The following is an 18,621-nucleotide window of genomic DNA, read 5'->3' as shown; positions in this document are numbered from 1 at the left end:
AGAATGAATGTTGTTGTTATCGGCTCTGGTAGTTGGGGGACGGCCCTTGCTATTAAATCCGTTTTAGCTGGAAATACTACAACTATATATTGTCGTCGCCCAGAATTTGCGGATAAACTTGCAAAAGACTTAGAGAATAAAGACTATTTACCAGGTGTAAAACTTCCAGAAGAATTACAATATAGTTCTGATTTAGAGGCTTGTATTAGTAATGCTGAAGTGGTATTAATGGTTACACCTTCTGTACATGTACGTACCAGTTTAGAGGCTATTAAACCGTATGCTCATAAAAATCAAGCCTATATTCTATGTTCAAAAGGTGTAGAACGAAGCAGTGGGAAACTTTTGACGACTGTGATGAAAGAGGTTTTTGCTACCATAGGGTGTAATTTAGCGGTTTTGTCTGGACCTAATCATGCAGAAGAGATTGGGCGTAATTTGCCTGCTGCCTCTGTGTTGAGTACAGAGAATCTAGAAGTGGCTACAACATTGCAAAAGGCATTATGTAGTCAAAATTTTAGAATTTATGCAAATACTGATATGATTGGTGTTGAACTAGCAGGAGCTACGAAAAACATTATTGCCCTTGCGGCTGGTATTGCAGATGGTTTAGCTTTAGGTGATAATTGTAAAGCTTTACTATTAACACGTGGTCTTCACGAGATGACTCGTTTTGGCGTAGCCTTAGGCGCTCAAAAAGAAACCTATGCTGGTCTTGCCGGTATGGGAGATTTGATTGCTACCTGTATGAGTCCTCATGGTCGTAACCGTGCGGCTGGGCAAAAACTAGCAGCCGGTAAGACGATGGATTATATCATTAATCATACGAATATGGTGGTAGAAGGATTTTTTGCCACAGATATTATTTATAAAATGGCTTGTAAACATCAAATTGAAATGCCTATAACGAAGGCTTTATACGAGGTTTTATACGAAAAAAAATCTCCATCCATAGCATTAGGCGAGTTGATGGGACGTGATATTAAAATTGAAGTATCATAGATAAAAGATACTTTTAATTTGGTTATTTATATACTATAATTAATGAGTATAATCTTGTGAGGGTTGTATGCGAATTATTGGCGGAACTGCTAAGGGACATGTTATAAAAGCACCTAAAGGATTAGATACTAGACCTACACTTGATCGTGTTCGTGAAAGTGTATTTAATGTATTAGCAAATAAAGGTATATTTGGTTCTGATGTACTAGATATATTTTCTGGCACTGGTGCAGTAGCAATTGAAGCCTTAAGTCGTGGTGCAGCACATGCAGTAGCAGTGGACTTTAAAACAGGCAAACTAATTTTAGAGAATGCTAAACATTGTCGTGTGGATGATCGGTTAGAAATCATTCCGAGGAAACTTTCACAATTAAAAAATTATATAGTGGGGCGGCAGTTCGATTATATATTTTCTGATCCGCCATATGAAAACGGATTTATACAAGATACCATAGATTTGGTTGTAAACCATGATTTGTTAAAACCTGAAGGTGTTTTATTATTAGAACATCATAAGGATGAGGTTTTTACCTTACCAGAATCATGGGAGTGTATAAAAAAACAGAAATTTGGTTATACGATGGTTTCCTATTTTGTAAAGATAGCCGAAAGGAGCTAAACCTGTGCGTATAGGTGTATGTCCGGGTAGTTTTGACCCAGTTACAAATGGACATGTTGATATTTTTGAACGGGGCAGTCGATTGGTTGATAAATTAATTATTGCTGTCAGCTCAAATCCGAATAAAAATTCCTTATTTACTATGGAAGAACGGGTTGAGATGATTCGAAATTCTGTCAAACATATTCCTAATGTTGAAATTGATTGTACAGGTGGCTTGCTCAACGAGTACGTTAAATCCAAGAATGCTACTATTATTATTCGAGGGTTACGTGCATTGAGTGACTTTGAATATGAATTTCAGCGCGCATTATTTGCAAAATATTTGGATGATGACATTGAAACAGTATTTATTATGACAAATAACAAATATTCTTTTGTCAGCTCCACAGGCATTCGTGAACTAGCTAAATTTGGTGGTAAGCTAGATGGTCTTGTTCCGGATGATGTTAAGGAAAAACTTGAAGAACGCTTTAATACGGTCCATAATAAATAGGGGTGAATTGTATGAAAACAGAAAAATTATTAGAAGATTTAGAGGTTCTTATTGAATCCAGCAGCCGTATTCCTATGACTACAAAACGTATGGTTGAGGAAGACGAAATTATGCGTATTATAGATTCTATTCAGGAATCCTTACCTTTGGAACTTGAAGAATCTCGTCGTATTGTAGCAGATAAAGATAAAGTGTTAGCTGATGCTCAACGTCAGGCTGAAACTTTGATCGATCAAGCTAAAGACTACATTGCTAAATTAACAGCTGAAAGTGAACTTGTAAAACAAGCTCAAGAACAAGCCAATCAAATTATTAATGCAGCAAACCAATCCTCTGATGAATTGAAGGCTAGCTCTATTCAATATGCTGGTGATGTTCTTAAATACGTTGAAAATAACTTAGAGAAAACATTGGAAAGCTTGCGTCAAAACCGTGAAAGTTTAAAACAAACTGAACAACGTACGGAAGAAAACCAATAATTTAAGTACAGGCTAGATATCATATTATATCTGGCCTTTTTTATATTTTAATTCCATAGAAAATTTAAGATAAGTAATATCAAATTTCAGATCAATATGTAAAAATAATGTGAACAAAATAATAAGCCAAAAATAAAAGCGAAGGGATACCTTCGCTTTTATTTTTCTCTATAGTTTTCTGGTTTTTTAGGCTCAACAATCATAGTTTGATGGGTATTGAAAATAACAAATCCTAAAGGAGATCCGGGTGGCTTTTTGATATTTTTAATGTATGTATAATCTACAGGAACCTTACTAGTATCACGAGCTTTACTAAAGTAGGCTGCATATTGTGCTACTTTAGATAAAATCATATCGTCTGGCTCAACATTGAGCCGTAAAATAAGGTGCGACCCTTGGATATCCTGTGTATGGAACCAAATGTCAGTTGGTTTTGCAAATCGGTGTGTCAAATATTCATTTTGCTGATTATTACGGCCAATAAACATTTCACCTTCGTCAATTGTTAAGTGAATGTAGTTAGATTTACCAAGCTTGTAAGATAATGGTTTTTTTGATTTTTTTATGATACCTGCATCCATGCATTCTTTGCGTATTTCTTCTAAGCTTTCACGAGTAGTGGCTAAGGAGATACTGTATAGAATAGATTGTAAGTATGCTAGTTTTGTGGTACTTGCATTGAGTTGGTACTCGCCGCTAACCATACGATTTTTTAGTTTTGTATAAAGCTTATAGTACCATTGTGCATTTTCCACAATCGTTAAGTTTGGCTTTAAAGGAATAGTTAAGATTTCATTTTCTTCGGAAAGAAGATTTTGCAATTCAATAGACGGTTCGTATTGCACTTGAAGGTGTGCATTTATCATTAGAAGATCACCATATAATTTATAGGTTTCCATTTTCTTAGTATCTTCTAATTCATCTTTAATCTTTTGATGGCGACCTTCTTCCTTTTTGATGGCTGCTGCTAAGATTTTTTCTAACTCTTTATCAGCTGTATGAATTGCTTTTGTATTATGAATGGATTCCTCTAAAGCTTCAGAAATAGTGTTGTATTCTTTTAATACCTTATAGTTGTGTAATAAAATGCTTGCGTGAGCCTTTTTATTGTTATTGCTGACTAAAGTAAACAAACCATTGCTGTTTTCTAGTTTTACCTTGAGGTCGTACAAGGCTTTAACAAATGTATTTAGTTGGGAAGTATCTAAATCAGTTATAATTTCTTCACCACTTAGATTGGAAATATATAAAACTTCATCCAATAAAGACTTACCAAAGCCGTTAAAGATAGAGCGAATAGATTGTTGCACGGAGCCATTACCAAAAGAGGTGAGTAGATTTTTGATTTCATTACAATCAAAGTCCATCAAGCTTACACGATTAGCATTTGGTGGTAAATTATACTGTAGCTTTGGACTAATAGATCGTTCACGGTTCATGAGTGGAGATACGTGAATTAAAGATTCTAAAATAATACCGTTTTGTACAAAAATACAGTTGGAATATTTGCCCATTAATTCAACATATATATATGTACTAGTAATGGAACCGTCCATTTCAAGTTTATCCGTTTGGATGCACATGATTCGGTCGCCATTGATTTGTTCCACCTTTACAATGCGGCTACCTTCAATATGCTTTCGTAAGAACATACAAAGTGAGCTTGGTTCTTTTGGTAAATCTTGCAGTGGTTGACTAAGATATATTGCTGGTGTAGCACCTACGGTAATGATCAAGTTTTGGTCTTCGTTGAGTGCTCGAATTTTAAATAATAATGTAGTTTTATCTATTTGATATAGTTTTTGTATTTGACCTGTTTGTAATCGCTCGTTTATTTCTTTAGCGAGTACAGACATGGTAAGTCCGTCTAAATTCATAGTACTCCTTTCAAATATATTTAGAAGTATAGTTTAGTATACCATAGTGTACATATAATTCTTAGTATTTAAACACGGATTATGTAATTCGTGGTACAATAATAAAAACTACTAAGGAGGATGACTTATGAAAAGCATGACCGGTTTTGGTTCGGGCACAGCAACCAAAGATGGTATTACCTGTACTGTAGAAATTAAGTCCGTAAATGCACGCTTCTTGGATCTATTTATTCGTAGTCCAAAACAAATGAATCCTTTTGAAAGTATTATTCGTGGAATGATACAAGATCGCATTACTCGTGGTAAGGTTGAGGTATCAGTTTCTATTCTAGATGCAGGAGAGCGACCTAAAACTTTTACCATTAATAGTGTATTGAGAAAGCAAATACAACAGTTATTGGTACAAGAGGAGTTCTATGATACCCCCAAAAAGGTACCTTTACAAGCTGTAAATTCGATTTCTAACGAATGGATTCAACAATAAGATACACCAATTGCTGAAGAGGTACTTTCAGATATTGTAAAAGAAGCAACTACTCAAGCATTAGATGCTTTAATAGCAATGCGAACTGCGGAAGGTCAACATATCAATCAGGATCTATTAGAACGTATCGGTACACTTGAAAAAATCATTACTAAAATTGACACTAATAAATCTGGTGCTGTAGAAGCATATCGGGAGCATATAAGAACTAAGATTCAGGAATATTTAATTTCTTTAGAAGCGAGTATTAGTGAAGATCGTTTTATACAAGAAATTGCTCTATTAGCTGATAAGACGGATATTACGGAAGAGATTGTCCGATTTACCTCTCATGTGGTACAATTAAAAAATACACTTGCAGATACAAATTCAATCGGTCGTAAGGTTGATTTTATTTTGCAAGAAATGAATCGTGAGGTAAATACAATCGGCTCTAAAGCAATGGATTCGATTATTACTGAGTTTGTGGTTCAACTTAAATGTGAGTTAGAGAAAATTAGGGAACAAGTACAGAATGTAGAGTAATAGGAGGTCTATGAATGAGTATTCAATTACTGAATATAGGCTTTGGTAATATGATATCTGCTAACCGTGTTATGGCTATTATTAGTCCTGAATCCGCCCCTATAAAGCGGATGGTTCAAGATGCTAGAGACAAGGGATTGCTCATTGATGCCACATATGGTCGTAAGACTCGTGCTGTATTAGTTATGGATAGTGGTCAAATTGTATTATCTGCAATTCAACCTGAAACCGTAGCACATCGACTTGTGCAACATGATGTGGATGTAGATACAGTGGAATCATAGGAGTGCATATGTCAGACAGAGGATTATTAATCGTTATATCCGGGCCATCTGGCGCAGGTAAAGGTACGATTTGTGCGAATATTCGTAAAGAAATGCCTAATTTAGTTTATTCTGTTTCTATGACAACCCGTGCTCCACGTGTGGGTGAAAAGGAAGGAATTAACTATTTCTTCCGCTCTAAAGAGGAATTTGAGTTTTTACTTAGTGAAGACGCATTCTTAGAGTATGCTAAGGTATATGATAATTACTATGGTACTCCAAAACAACATGTAATGGATTTATTAGATGATGGAAAAAGTGTACTATTAGAAATTGATATTCAAGGCGCTATGCAGGTTAAGGAACGTTTTAGTGATGCCGTATTTATTTACATTGTACCGCCGTCATTATCTGAGTTATCTGAGCGTTTACATAACCGTGGCACAGATGCTAAAGAAGTCATTGATAAACGATTGTCATTGGCTTGTTCAGAATTGGCCTTAGCTCATCGCTATGACTATATCGTCGTAAATGATGATTTAGCAGAGGCTTCTGAAAAGGTTGCTTCTATCTTGCGAGCTGAATCTTGTAAGATTAGTCGTAATAAAGAGCAAATTCAATATATTTATAAACAATATCAAGAGTCTAAGGAGAAGTGATAGTATGATGGTAAAACCTCCATTGAAAAAATTGGAAAGTCAAGTAGATAGCAAATATACATTGGTGTCTTTAGCGGCTAAACGCGCTCGCGAATTAACAGATGGAGAACCTTGCTTAGCAGAATCTACACATGCGACTGACAAGCCTGTATCTTTGGCATTTTATGAAATTGCTGAAGGTGAAGTGACATATAAACGCACTAAAGAAGGCATTAAATAAAAATCAATTCCTTGTATCATTGATACAAGGAATTTTTAAAAGGAGAAGAACATGCGCGGAAAACATATCATTGTCGCAGTATCTGCAGGTATTGCAGCGTATAAGGCAATTGAAGTGGTAAGCAGACTTCGTAAAAAAGGGGCTGAAGTAAAGGTTGTAATGACACAAAATGCAACGCATATTGCGTCACCTTTAACGTTTGGCGAAATCAGTGGACATCCTGTAGCTCTAGACATGTTTGAACAAGTCCATCAGTGGGATGTAGAACATATTGCACTGGCCACCTGGGCAGATGCATATGTAGTTGTGCCTGCAACAGCAAATGTGATCGGAAAAATTTATGCAGGCATTGCTGATGATATGTTAACTACAACTATTATGGCCACTACAGCACCTAAGTATCTTTGTCCTGCTATGAATACAGAAATGTATAATAATCCTATTACACAACGCAATTTAGAAGGATTACGTTCTTTGGGCTACCATATTATGGACCCTGCAGAAGGTTGGTTAGCCTGTGGCATTATAGGTGTAGGGCGTTTACCGGAACCAGAAGCAATTGTGGAGTGGCTAGAATCTAAAATGTTCAGTACCAATGAGCTTGAAGGTACTACTATACTCGTTACAGCTGGTGGAACACAGGAGAATATCGATCCTGTTCGATATATCGGAAATCGCTCTAGTGGTAAGATGGGATATGCTATTGCAGATCAAGCTGCACGCATGGGGGCTCAGGTGATTTTAGTAAGCGCTCCCACATCTTTACCTGTACCAAGTGGCGTAGACTTTGTTTCTGTAGATTCTGCAATATCCATGCAGGAGGCTGTTGAAGCTCGTTACAATGATGTCAATGTAGTTATTATGGCCGCCGCTGTTTCTGACTTTAGAGCCCTTCATAAAGCAGAGCAAAAAATAAAAAAAATGGAGTCTATGACCATAGAACTTGTAAAAAATCCAGATATTCTACAAGGGTTGGGCTCTAAAAAAAGTCATCAAGTTCTTGTTGGTTTTGCGGCAGAAACAGAACATGTAATCAAGTATGGTCAAGATAAAGTGGCTAGAAAAAATTTAGATATGCTTGTGGCCAATGATGTAAGCAAATCTAATGCAGGTTTTAATGTAGATACAAATGAAGGCTATTTCTTATATCCTGATAAAGAGCCTAAAAAAATGCCTAATATGAAAAAATCCGACCTTGCTCGACATATTCTTAAAGAGGTTATTGAATTAGTAGCAAACAAATAAAGCTAACATAAATTAATTTTGGTGTGTGTTGTTTTAAGAAGGGTGTGTTTTTGTTATATGTTTGCTATACAAAAAGCGTATTTAGCGGGCTCCTTAGGGAAAGGACAATGGAGTAATAATATTATTGCTGGATTAGTCGTAGGGGTTGTGGCACTGCCTTTAGCGATGGCCTTTGCTATAGCTAGTGGAGTTACACCTCAGGCAGGTATATATACGGCAATCATTGCAGGGATTTTTGTGTCCTTATTTGGTGGATCTCCCGTTCAGATTGCGGGACCTACAGGGGCATTTATCGTTTTATTAAGTAGTATTGTTGTCAATTATGGCTTTGAAGGTTTACAAATTGCGACAATGATGGCAGGGATTATTCTCGTTTTAATGAGCGTTGCAAAGTTAGGAACGGTGATTCGGTTTATACCAACACCTGTTATCATGGGCTTTACTGCAGGTATTGGTGTTACGATTTGGGTGGGGCAATGGCCATATTTCTTTGGCTTTCCGCAGTTGCCGTATATGGCTCATTTCCATGAAAAATTATGGGCTATGATTCAGTCCTTACCATACTCTGACTTACCTACATTGGGTATTGCGCTCTTAAGCTTAAGTCTATTGTTAGTTTTACCTAAAATCCCATATATCAATAAAGTTCCAGCTCCTATTGTAGCTATGGTTGTTGCTACGGTTATTCAAGCCATCTACCAATTTCCTACGGTTTTAACCATTGGCAGTGCTTTTGGTGGTATACCTCAAGGTTTGCCAGAATTTTCTGTACCCAAATTGAGCTTTGATAAAATCTTATCCTTAATTGGTCCAGCTTTTACAATTGCTATGCTAGGCGCTATTGAATCCTTATTGTCTGCAGTTGTTGCTGATGGTATGAGTGGTACCAAACATGAATCTAATACTGAACTGTTTGGACAAGGATTAGCTAATATATTTGCGCCATTGTTTGGTGGAATTGCATCAACCGGTGCTATTGCGCGAACTGCTACAAATATTCGACAAGGTGGTAATTCTCCAGTGGCAGGTATTGTTCACGCCATTACATTAGGTGCCATTCTTTTATTTTTAGCTCCATATGCAGTGTATATTCCGTTGGCATCTATGGCAGCCATATTATTTGTGGTAGCCTACAATATGAGTGATGTACCACGTTTTATACGAATGCTTATCCTTGCACCTCGCCCAGATCAAATAATATTATTGCTTACTTTTTTCCTGACTATTTTTACGGATTTAGTAGTAGCGGTAAATGTAGGTGTAGTACTTGCAGTGTTACAGTTTATGCGCAAAATGGTTAATACAATTGATGTGCATAAAGCAAGTAGTGCCGAATTATCAGCACAGATTAGGCATGAAATTACAATCCATCCAGAAATAATGGTATACACCGTAGAGGGACCATTATTCTTTGGTGCAATAAGTGCATTTGATAGAGCGTTAAACTCTATACATAAAGATCCTAAATATTTAATCATTCGCTTTGTAAAAGTGCCATTTGTAGATTTGACGGGTCTACGTATTCTACGTGGTATTATTGAAGAACTTCAAAAAAGAGGCATAGAAGTTTTGCTGAGTGATGTGAGTTACGATATACGTAGAGCGATGTATAAATCTGATTTCTTGGATATTCTGGGCCGTCATCATATGTATCGTCAGTTTGAAAGTGCCCTTCATAAGGCTGAACATGATTTAGCTTTAAAAGAGGCAAGAGAAGTATAATAATGACTTGCTTTCTCCCTGTAAATACACTATAATATTTCTGTAACTCATCAAGAGTAGTGGAGGGATAGGCCCTGTGAAGCTACAGCAACCATTCCAAGCGGAAAAGGTGCTAATTCCTATGACAAATGTCGTTAGATGGGAGGGTCTCTCATGAGTGCATGAGAGACTTTTTTCGTATTAGGAGGATAAAATGGCTGAAAAACATATGTTTTTTACTTCTGAATCTGTTACTGAAGGCCATCCAGATAAAATAGCTGACCAAATTTCTGATGCTGTTTTGGATGCGATTATTGAAAAGGATCCAACTGCTCGTGTGGCTTGTGAAACTTTAGTTACTACTGGTTTAGTTCATGTAGTAGGTGAAATATCTACTCACACATATGTAGATATTCCTCGCATCGTACGTGATACAATTCGTGAAATTGGTTATACTCGTGCAAAATTTGGTTTTGATTGTGATACTTGTGGTGTACTTGTATCTATCGATGAACAATCTGCGGATATCGCCATGGGCGTTGATGAAGCACTTGAATCAAAAGATGGCAATGGTGAAGTACTTGATAAGATCGGTGCTGGTGACCAAGGTATGATGTTTGGCTATGCATCTAATGAAACACCTGAACTCATGCCGTTACCAATTTCTTTGGCGCATCGTTTATCCCGTCGTCTTACAGAAGTTCGTAAGGATGGGACCTTAACTTACTTACGTCCAGACGGTAAAACTCAAGTTACTGTAGAATATGTTGATGGTAAACCTAAACGCATTGATACAATTGTTATTTCTACACAACATAGCCCTGAAGTGACCCAAGAACAAATTAAAGCTGATTTGAAGCGTTATGTAATTGACGCAGCGTTGCCTGCTGAATTTGTTGATAAAAATACAAAATACTTCATCAATCCAACTGGTCGTTTCGTAATCGGAGGACCTCATGGTGATGCTGGTTTAACTGGTCGCAAAATTATTGTGGATACTTATGGTGGTATGGCTCGTCATGGTGGTGGTGCATTCTCCGGTAAGGATCCATCTAAAGTAGACCGTTCCGCAGCATACGCAGCGCGTTATGTAGCTAAAAATGTTGTAGCAGCAGGTCTTGCTGATAAATGTGAAGTGCAAGTTGCTTATGCAATTGGCGTTGCTCATCCTGTATCTATTTTAGTTGATACTTTTGGTACAGGTCGCATAGAGGAAACAAAAATTCAAGAGCTTGTTAAGAAACATTTCGACCTTCGTCCAGCAGGAATCATTGAAATGCTTGATTTATTAAAGCCTCATTACCGCAAAACTGCAGCGTATGGACACTTTGGTAGAACTGATGTGGATTTACCTTGGGAACGTACAGATAAAGCACAAATTCTAAAAGAAGAAACTGGCTTATAATACAAAAGGTCTTGGTAGAATTTCTACTGAGACCTTTTATAATAAACGAAAGGAAATAATGTATGCGCGTAGCACAAGTTATAATTAACAGACCGGCCAAACAACTTCATAAACCTTTGAGCTATTTAATGCCTGAAAAGTTTGGTAATGTTTTACCTGGTACGCGCGTACTCATTCCTTTAGGACATAGTCGTGAAGAAGGTATTCTCATTGGTTATGACGAGTTAGTTGAGCCACCAGAGTTCACTTTACGAAATATCGTACAAGTATTAGATAGTGAACCTTGGTTTACACCAGAAATGATGGATACGGCCCGTCGTCTAAATGAGTATTATTTATTCTCCTATGGTGATGCGTTGCGATTGTTTACGGTGAATAAGACATTAAAATCCTATGAGGCACCAAAGGAAGAATGGCTTGTAGTCATGCCAGAGTTTTCGGTGGCACAATTTAGTGAACGAAAAAAGAAGCAGCGCGAATTAGCAAAATACTTACTTGAAGTGGGTGGAGCATCTAAGGCATTACTATTGGCAAAGGGCTTTTCTCGCATGGTCATAAAGCAAGTAAGTGAAGCCAAGGGAATCACTGTTGAATCACGCTTCAAAGCTACAAAAACAACATTTGATGAGCTTTTAACAGAAGAGGTTAATATTCCTCTTACAGAAGCTCAACAAGCTGTATATGAACCAATACAAGAAGCAATGAATAGCCATGTTCATAAAACCTATTTACTTCATGGTGTAACTGGTAGTGGCAAGACTCAATTATATTTACGTGCTACAGCTAAATGCATTAGTCAGGATAAGACGGCTATTATCTTGGTGCCTGAAATTATATTGACAGATCAAATCGTGCGACGATTTGTAGAAACCTTTGGTGATGAAGTTGTAGTATTTCATAGTAAATTGACGGTACAACAACGGAACAATAATTGGGAGCGCTTGCGACGTAAGGATAGTCACATTATTATTGGCGCACGTTCAGCCGTATTTGCGCCAGCTGAGGATATCGGTCTTATTGTGGTCGATGAAGAACATGATACGTCTTACAAGCAAGAGGATATGGTCCGCTATCATGCACGTAATGTGGCGTTGTGGCGTGCAGAGGTCCATAGTTGTCCCGTTATTTTAGGTTCCGCTACACCATCTGTTACTTCCTACTATAAAGCTAAGCAAGGGGAATATCATTTACTAGAGCTGCCACATCGTATTTTTGACCAACCTATGCCTAAGGTTAGCATAGTAGATATGAAAGAAGAAATTCTGCATGGTAACTACTCTGTTTTTTCTGATGCAATGCGTAGTTTGATTCAAAAAACATTAGATGAACATAACCAAATAATTATCCTACTAAATAGACGTGGTTATAGTACCTTTGTTATGTGCCGAGACTGTGGGGAAACCATTATGTGCCCTCATTGTGATGTAGCCATGGTATATCACCAAGCTGGTGAAGAATTGCGTTGCCACTACTGTGAACATCATGAACTAATTCCAACTGTTTGTCCTAAATGTAATAGCAAGCGCATAAAGTTCTTTGGCTCAGGCACACAAAAGGTAGAGGAAGAATTACGTCGTCATTTTAATTCGGCTCGCATTGCTCGCTTAGATCAAGATGTGACAAAAAATAAGCAATTAGCAGAAGATATTCTACATGATTTTGGAGCTCATAAATATGATATTTTGTTAGGAACACAAATGGTATCTAAAGGTCATGACTTTAAAGATGTAACAGCTGTTGGTATTTTAACGGCCGATTCAATATTAAATATTCCTGTTTATACTGCTGCTGAACGAACCTTTGATTTACTTACTCAAACCTCTGGACGCGCTGGTCGTGGCGATAAAACGGGAAGCGTTGTAATACAAACATACAATCCGTTAAATTATGCTATAATAAAGAGTAAGGCTCATGATTATGTAGGCTTTTACAATGAAGAAATTCAAAATCGTAAAGCCTTAGGATATCCTCCATTTCGAGAGATGATTCACATGCTAGTACGTCATCAAGATATGGAGACATTAGAGTCTATTGCAAATCATATTGTAAATGATTTGGAGGCTCATAAGGGGAATCAAGATATTTTGATTAATGGTCCTTACGAAGCACCTATAAAAAAGGTACGTGATATGTATCGTCTAGCTATTATGATTCGCGGTACTGATTTAACGAATTTGAAAGAATATATATATAACTCATGGATTTTCACGCAAGAAGGATTGCTGATTGACGTGGACCCCGTGTAGTATAGGAGTGTCAATGGCTGTATTAGATGTTGTAAAAGCAGGTCATCCCGTTTTGAAACAAGTAGCGGAACCTGTAGAACATGTTAATAAAAAACTTAGAGCCCTTATCGATGATATGGCTGAAACGATGTATAAAACTGAAGGTGTTGGTCTTGCTGCACCTCAAGTAGCTGTTTCTAAACGAATTATCGTAGTAGATGATCAAGTTGGTAGTGGACTCATTGCATTAATCAATCCTGAAATCACACATGCTGAAGGCTCTCAAGTAGGACCAGAAGGTTGTTTAAGTGTGCCAGGCTATTTTGGGGATGTAGAACGCTTTAATAAAATCACCGTCAAAGGTATTGATCCACATAACAAAAAGGTCACTATTAAAGCAGAAGGCTTTTTAGCTCGTATTTTCCAGCATGAAATTGATCATTTAGAGGGTCATTTGTTTATAGAAAAAGCGACAAACTTACGATTGATTGCAGATCATTCAGAGGAGAAAGAAATTGTCTAATAATAAACAATTGCGTATCGTTTTTATGGGGACGCCGGATTTTTCTGTACCAACCTTAGAGGCTTTGATTCAAGCTGGTCATTTTATTGTTGGCGTGTATTGTCAGCCTGATAAACAAAAAGGGCGTGGTAAACAAGTTCAAATGCCTCCTGTGAAAGTTGCTGCTCTTGAACATAATTTACAAGTGTTTCAACCTGTTACATTACGGGATGAGCAAGTTCGAGCTGAATTAGAAGCATTGAAACCAGATGTAGTGGTGGTTATTGCATATGGAAAGATTTTACCACCGTGGTTAATCAGGCTGCCACAATACGGTTGTATTAATGTTCATGCTTCGATTTTGCCTAGCTATAGAGGGGCTGCACCGATTCACTATGCAATTATTAATGGGGACTCTAAAACGGGTGTTACCATAATGCATATGGATGATGGTCTTGATACAGGTGACATCATCGCCATTGTGGAAACCGATATTTTACCCAGTGAAACGACAGGGCAGTTATTTGAACGAATAGCTGTACTAGGGGGTGAAACTATAGTACCTGTATTAACTCGTTGGGTTAATGGAGAAATTGTGGCTACTCCACAAGATGATACAATGGCTACACATACTGCTAAGATTACAAAGGAAATGGGGCAGATTGACTGGTCTAAGCCTGCTAATGAAATTGTAAATCTCATTAGAGGTCTTAATCCAGCTCCTGGATGTTATACGTATCTCGATGGAAAACGTTTAAAAGTATGGTCTGGAGAAGTGGTTCCAAGTGATATGACTCACTGTTTGATAGATATCCATGGTAAACATGTATCAATTGCTATATCAGCCACAACTATGCCTGGTACAATCGTATCTAAAATAGCTGGTTTAGGTGTATTTTGTGGTGATGGAAATATAATTCTATTAACAGAAGTCCAACCAGAAAATAAAAAACGCATTTCTGCAATTGATTTTATAAATGGTCATCAAATAAAGGAAGGTATCGTTTTTGGGGACTCAATATAAGCAGTACGAAACGTATCCGTTATACTTGATTTTATCAACTATTACATGTGCTTTACTCACAGCTGTGCTAGTTTTTCTAATGTATGTATTAGAACCAGGACTTTTACAACTGCATTTATTTGCATCAATTATAAGTAGCGTAGTTATCTCAATACTTATTGCTATCATATGGATTTTGTGCTTATCTTTAATTGTTGCTAGCACAGGTATTATACGGTTACATCCTATTGTTTTAAGATTAGCCAATCAGTTTATTTATGGATTATTTCCATTAACGTTGACGATTGGTAAGATGAAAGGGATTACTAAGGATCAACTTCGCCAGTCAATGATTGATTTAATCAATCATCTAGTAATGCTAGATATGTATACGGTAGATCCAGAACGTATATTATTATTAACTCCTCACTGTTTACAAGAAAGTTCGTGTGTTCATAAGGTTACACATGATGTATATAATTGTAAGCAGTGTGGGCGATGCCAGGTTGGTAATTTATTGCAAGTGGCTAAGGACTATGGTTGTCAATTTATAGTTGTCACCGGAGGCACCTTAGCGCGGATGAAGGTAAAGGAAGCACGCCCAAAAGCCATTGTAGCAATAGCTTGCGAACGAGATTTAGCAAGTGGAATGGCTGATGTATTTCCCATCCCTGTTATTGGGGTATTAAATGAACGTCCTAATGGGCCATGTTGTAATACAACAGTCGATTCCGAACGTGTTCGAGCAGTAGTAGAACAATTGATTGGTAGGAATAGTAATGATAGAAGTAAAGGCTAATCAACAACAAAATATTCGATTGCTCGCTGTAAAAGCATTGAGTGAAATTAATCGCAATGGTGCCTATGCAAATATAAAGTTACAAGAGTATTTGCAAAAATACCATCTAACCGATTTAGATCGAAGATTCTTTACTGAACTTGTGTATGGAGTCATTCGTAGAAAAAATTACTTGGATGCTATTATTGTTCACTTTGCAAAGCGCCCCTTAAAGAAATTATCTTCTATGGTTGTGGAAATTCTTAGACTTGGTATTTATCAAATTATCTATATGGATAAGGTTCCTGAAAGTGCGGCTGTTAACGAATCTGTTAAACTCGCCAAAAAGCTAACTAGAGGTTTATCTGGTTTTGTAAATGCTGTTTTACGTTCGGTTTTACGTGAAAGTGATAGCATTTCTATCGGTGAACTAGCTAAGTCCGAAGCTGAAGAAATTTCCTTTATCTACAATCAACCATTATGGCTTGTCAACTTTTGGATAAAAGAAATGGGAAAAGATAAGACAGTAGATCTTTGTTCTTGGTTTAATGAACAACCTCGTTTGACGGCTCGCATAAATACAGTGAAAGTATCTATTGAGGATTGTTTAAAAGAATTAGAAGATTTAGATTGGATTGTAGAACAGGATACATATATTCCTGAAGTAGTTTATATTGATGGACATCAAGGTCATTTAGAAAAAGCCAAACCTGTTTTAGATGGTCATATTACTTTTATGGATAAAGCATCTATGTTAGTAGCCCATGTGGTGGATCCTCAACCAGGAGAGCGTATCTTAGACTGTTGTGCTGCACCAGGTGGCAAGTCTATGCATATGGCAAGTCTTATGAACAATACAGGAGCTATTATGAGTTGTGATATTTACGACCATAAATTAGAACTGATTAATCAAAATGCTGAGCGATTAGGTGTATCTATTATTTCTACTAAGCTTCAAGATGGTCGTTATCTACCTGATAATTGGAAAGAACAATTTGATCGCGTCTTAGTTGATGCTCCTTGTTCTGGTCTAGGTATATTACAAAAGAAATTAGATATGCGTTGGCGTAAAACAGAGTCTTTACTTATTGAGTTGCCGCCGTTACAGCTTGAAATATTAGAAAAAGCTTCTGAAATGGTTAAGGTTAATGGATATTTAGTATATTCCACATGTACTATGAATAGTGGTGAAAATGAAGCTGTTCTAAATAAATTCTTGTCAATTCATAAGAACTTTATCATCGATCCTGTATCATATAAAGGGGCACCACAAGCTATAGATGGTATGATTACAACCTATCCACCGCGAGATCATATGGATGGTTTCTTTATGGCTCGCATGAAACGCTTATCATAATATAAGAAATGGAGTACCATGATAGAATTATTGGGTAAGTCTTTAGAAGAATTACAATCTATCTTTAAGACCCATAATATACAAAAGTTTCGAGCGAAACAGTTAATTGACTATATCTATCATAGATATATTTTTGATTTTGAAGACATGACACAATTTCCGAAAGACTTGCGTCAATGGCTAAATGATAATTGTGTTATTTCTTTACCTACATTAATTACAGAGTCTATTGCCCCTGATGGAAAGACTCGCAAAATTCTTGTAGAGATGACAGATCAAAGTTGTGTGGAAGCCGTTTTGATGGAGCAACACTATGGGTATTCTGTATGTGTTTCCTCTCAAGTGGGGTGTGCTATGGGATGTGTATTCTGTGCTTCTACACAAGGTGGCTTATACCGAGATTTAACAGTCGCTGAGATTATTGGACAAGTTGTCATATTTGGGGCTCTTACTAAAGAGGAAATACATTCTGTTGTCGTTATGGGCGCAGGGGAGCCGTTACAAAATTATGATAATGTATTACAAGCATTACAACTACTACATGATCCTATGATTTGTAATATTAGTTATCGTAAGATGACGATTTCCACTTGTGGTTGGGTTCCTAATATTTATAAATTAGCTGATGAAGGTTTTCCAATAACTTTAGCACTTTCATTACATGCTACAAATAATGAAGTTCGTCGTAGCATTATGCCCGTTGGGGCACGTTATGAATTGACGGAAGTCTTAGATGCGGTAAAATACTATTATAATACGACACAGCGTCGTGTTACCTTTGAGTATATTCTTATAGATTCTGTAAATACATCTATGGATGAAGCTCATGCTTTGGGGCGAATCTGTAAAGATTTCCCAAATTGTCATGTTAACTTGATCCCAGTTAATGGCAATGAACATATTGAATTATATAAACCATCTATTACGAATATGAATACATTTAAAGACATCGTTAGTTCCTATGGTGTATCAGTAACGGTACGAAAGGAAATGGGCGATGCAATCCAAGCCGCATGTGGGCAGTTAAAGGCTGCTCATGGTCGGAAAAAGGAGAATCATGAATAATTTTGTTGGTTTAAGTAAAATTGGGCTTGTGCGCCAGCGTAACGAGGACCGTTTCTTCATTGATGGCCATATTTGTGCTGTTACTGATGGCATGGGTGGTTATAGCGGTGGTGAAATTGCAAGTACCTATGCTGTAGATGAAATAAAAGAATATTTGTCCTCCCTTGAAACGATAGGTCAACAAGACTTATGTGATGCTATTATTCACGCTAATCAACGTATTGTAAATCGCGTTGCTTGTGAAGAACGTCTTGCTGGTATGGGTACTACCGCTGTAGTTACAGCTATAAATGGTAATCAACTTTACTGGGCAAGTGTTGGTGATAGTCGTTTGTATGTATATAGAGATGGTCATTTACGACAAATTACTACGGATCATTCTATGGTACAAGAATTATTAACAGCTGGAGAGATTACAAAGGATGAAATGCTAAATCACCCTCAACGTAATTTATTAACCCGCGCAGTTGGTGTTGATGAAATCTTAGAGGTTGATAGTGGTGTAGAATCTATTCTTCCCGGTGATCGTATTTTACTTTGCACTGATGGATTAAGTGGCTATGTATCCGATGATGTAATTGCCTCTGTATTACAATCAACGGATGATGATATGTTGGTTATTGAATCATTGATGGAAGCTGTATATGAAGTCGGAGCAGGAGATAATGTGACCATTGTGGTGGGAACAATCTAATCTAGAAATGGAGAAATAATGA

The 18,621-nt window shown here is 37.0% G+C and carries 20 protein-coding genes and 1 riboswitch; of the genes, 19 read left to right on the top strand and 1 reads right to left on the bottom strand.

The annotated features are described in order from the left end of the window. Window positions 1-3: 3 nt before the first annotated feature. The 4 genes from Q7O55_RS00300 (at window position 4) to Q7O55_RS00285 (ending at window position 2,596) form a co-directional block, all read left to right on the top strand. Complete coding sequence (locus Q7O55_RS00300) at window positions 4-1,002, top strand: NAD(P)H-dependent glycerol-3-phosphate dehydrogenase (protein WP_303927551.1); 999 nt, start codon at window positions 4-6, stop codon at window positions 1,000-1,002. 67 nt (window positions 1,003-1,069) lie between these two features. After that, entirely contained in the window at window positions 1,070-1,621 is a 552-nt protein-coding gene (rsmD, locus tag Q7O55_RS00295; protein ID WP_303927550.1) for a 16S rRNA (guanine(966)-N(2))-methyltransferase RsmD, read from the top strand. A gap of 4 nt (window positions 1,622-1,625) precedes the next feature. After that, the gene (gene coaD, locus Q7O55_RS00290) at window positions 1,626-2,117 is read left to right on the top strand and encodes a pantetheine-phosphate adenylyltransferase (RefSeq protein WP_005386757.1); all 492 of its coding nucleotides are present in this window, start codon (window positions 1,626-1,628) and stop codon (window positions 2,115-2,117) included. Between the two features lie 11 nt (window positions 2,118-2,128). Continuing rightward, window positions 2,129-2,596, top strand: coding sequence for a hypothetical protein (locus Q7O55_RS00285; RefSeq protein ID WP_004693228.1), 468 nt, complete (start codon window positions 2,129-2,131; stop codon window positions 2,594-2,596). 158 nt (window positions 2,597-2,754) lie between these two features. On the opposite strand, the gene Q7O55_RS00280 is transcribed toward Q7O55_RS00285, so the two are convergent. Further along, on the bottom strand, window positions 2,755-4,473 hold the full coding sequence (locus Q7O55_RS00280) for an NFACT family protein (RefSeq protein ID WP_303927549.1): 1,719 nt from the start codon (window positions 4,471-4,473) through the stop codon (window positions 2,755-2,757). A gap of 127 nt (window positions 4,474-4,600) precedes the next feature. Here Q7O55_RS00280 and Q7O55_RS00275 point away from each other — a divergent pair, with 127 nt between their 5' ends. The 15 genes from Q7O55_RS00275 (at window position 4,601) to Q7O55_RS00205 (ending at window position 18,599) form a co-directional block, all read left to right on the top strand. Next, window positions 4,601-4,957: a YicC/YloC family endoribonuclease gene (locus Q7O55_RS00275; protein ID WP_303927548.1), complete on the top strand. Its 357-nt coding sequence runs from the start codon at window positions 4,601-4,603 to the stop codon at window positions 4,955-4,957. A gap of 78 nt (window positions 4,958-5,035) precedes the next feature. Further along, the gene (locus Q7O55_RS00270) at window positions 5,036-5,482 is read left to right on the top strand and encodes an endoribonuclease YicC domain-containing protein (protein WP_303927547.1); all 447 of its coding nucleotides are present in this window, start codon (window positions 5,036-5,038) and stop codon (window positions 5,480-5,482) included. Between the two features lie 14 nt (window positions 5,483-5,496). Beyond that, window positions 5,497-5,766 (top strand): extracellular matrix/biofilm regulator RemA, encoded by a 270-nt coding sequence (gene remA / locus Q7O55_RS00265; RefSeq protein WP_303927545.1) that lies wholly within the window; start codon window positions 5,497-5,499, stop codon window positions 5,764-5,766. 8 nt (window positions 5,767-5,774) lie between these two features. Beyond that, the gene (gene gmk, locus Q7O55_RS00260; protein WP_303927544.1) at window positions 5,775-6,404 is read left to right on the top strand and encodes a guanylate kinase; all 630 of its coding nucleotides are present in this window, start codon (window positions 5,775-5,777) and stop codon (window positions 6,402-6,404) included. A gap of 4 nt (window positions 6,405-6,408) precedes the next feature. Then, window positions 6,409-6,624, top strand: coding sequence for a DNA-directed RNA polymerase subunit omega (gene rpoZ / locus Q7O55_RS00255; RefSeq protein WP_303927542.1), 216 nt, complete (start codon window positions 6,409-6,411; stop codon window positions 6,622-6,624). A gap of 51 nt (window positions 6,625-6,675) precedes the next feature. Beyond that, complete coding sequence (coaBC, locus tag Q7O55_RS00250; protein WP_303927540.1) at window positions 6,676-7,869, top strand: bifunctional phosphopantothenoylcysteine decarboxylase/phosphopantothenate--cysteine ligase CoaBC; 1,194 nt, start codon at window positions 6,676-6,678, stop codon at window positions 7,867-7,869. 57 nt (window positions 7,870-7,926) lie between these two features. Further along, complete coding sequence (locus tag Q7O55_RS00245) at window positions 7,927-9,591, top strand: SulP family inorganic anion transporter (RefSeq protein ID WP_303927539.1); 1,665 nt, start codon at window positions 7,927-7,929, stop codon at window positions 9,589-9,591. 44 nt (window positions 9,592-9,635) lie between these two features. Continuing rightward, window positions 9,636-9,736: riboswitch (SAM riboswitch) on the top strand. A gap of 48 nt (window positions 9,737-9,784) precedes the next feature. Next, the gene (metK, locus tag Q7O55_RS00240) at window positions 9,785-10,975 is read left to right on the top strand and encodes a methionine adenosyltransferase (protein ID WP_303927537.1); all 1,191 of its coding nucleotides are present in this window, start codon (window positions 9,785-9,787) and stop codon (window positions 10,973-10,975) included. Between the two features lie 62 nt (window positions 10,976-11,037). Then, on the top strand, window positions 11,038-13,221 hold the full coding sequence (gene priA / locus Q7O55_RS00235) for a primosomal protein N' (RefSeq protein ID WP_303927535.1): 2,184 nt from the start codon (window positions 11,038-11,040) through the stop codon (window positions 13,219-13,221). 13 nt (window positions 13,222-13,234) lie between these two features. After that, the gene (def, locus tag Q7O55_RS00230; RefSeq protein ID WP_303927534.1) at window positions 13,235-13,723 is read left to right on the top strand and encodes a peptide deformylase; all 489 of its coding nucleotides are present in this window, start codon (window positions 13,235-13,237) and stop codon (window positions 13,721-13,723) included. Next, window positions 13,716-14,726 carry a methionyl-tRNA formyltransferase gene (gene fmt, locus Q7O55_RS00225; RefSeq protein ID WP_303927532.1) on the top strand — a complete coding sequence of 337 codons (1,011 nt, stop codon included), beginning with the start codon at window positions 13,716-13,718 and terminating at the stop codon, window positions 14,724-14,726. The genes def and fmt overlap by 8 nt, the downstream gene beginning before the upstream one ends. Continuing rightward, window positions 14,710-15,504, top strand: a complete 795-nt coding sequence (locus tag Q7O55_RS00220) for a DUF116 domain-containing protein (RefSeq protein WP_369691693.1) — start codon at window positions 14,710-14,712, stop codon at window positions 15,502-15,504. Before fmt ends, Q7O55_RS00220 begins: the two co-directional genes overlap by 17 nt. Then, window positions 15,485-16,840: a 16S rRNA (cytosine(967)-C(5))-methyltransferase RsmB gene (rsmB, locus tag Q7O55_RS00215; RefSeq protein ID WP_303927530.1), complete on the top strand. Its 1,356-nt coding sequence runs from the start codon at window positions 15,485-15,487 to the stop codon at window positions 16,838-16,840. The genes Q7O55_RS00220 and rsmB overlap by 20 nt, the downstream gene beginning before the upstream one ends. A gap of 18 nt (window positions 16,841-16,858) precedes the next feature. Further along, window positions 16,859-17,905, top strand: coding sequence for a 23S rRNA (adenine(2503)-C(2))-methyltransferase RlmN (rlmN, locus tag Q7O55_RS00210; protein WP_303927529.1), 1,047 nt, complete (start codon window positions 16,859-16,861; stop codon window positions 17,903-17,905). Next, window positions 17,898-18,599 (top strand): Stp1/IreP family PP2C-type Ser/Thr phosphatase, encoded by a 702-nt coding sequence (locus tag Q7O55_RS00205; RefSeq protein ID WP_302498641.1) that lies wholly within the window; start codon window positions 17,898-17,900, stop codon window positions 18,597-18,599. The genes rlmN and Q7O55_RS00205 overlap by 8 nt, the downstream gene beginning before the upstream one ends. The last annotated feature ends 22 nt before the right edge of the window (window positions 18,600-18,621 follow it).

Source organism: Veillonella parvula (genome assembly GCF_945949885.1).
GTDB lineage: Bacteria > Bacillota > Negativicutes > Veillonellales > Veillonellaceae > Veillonella > Veillonella parvula_B.
Note: the sequence above shows the minus strand (reverse complement) of the source record. Positions and strands in the feature narration are given on the sequence as shown.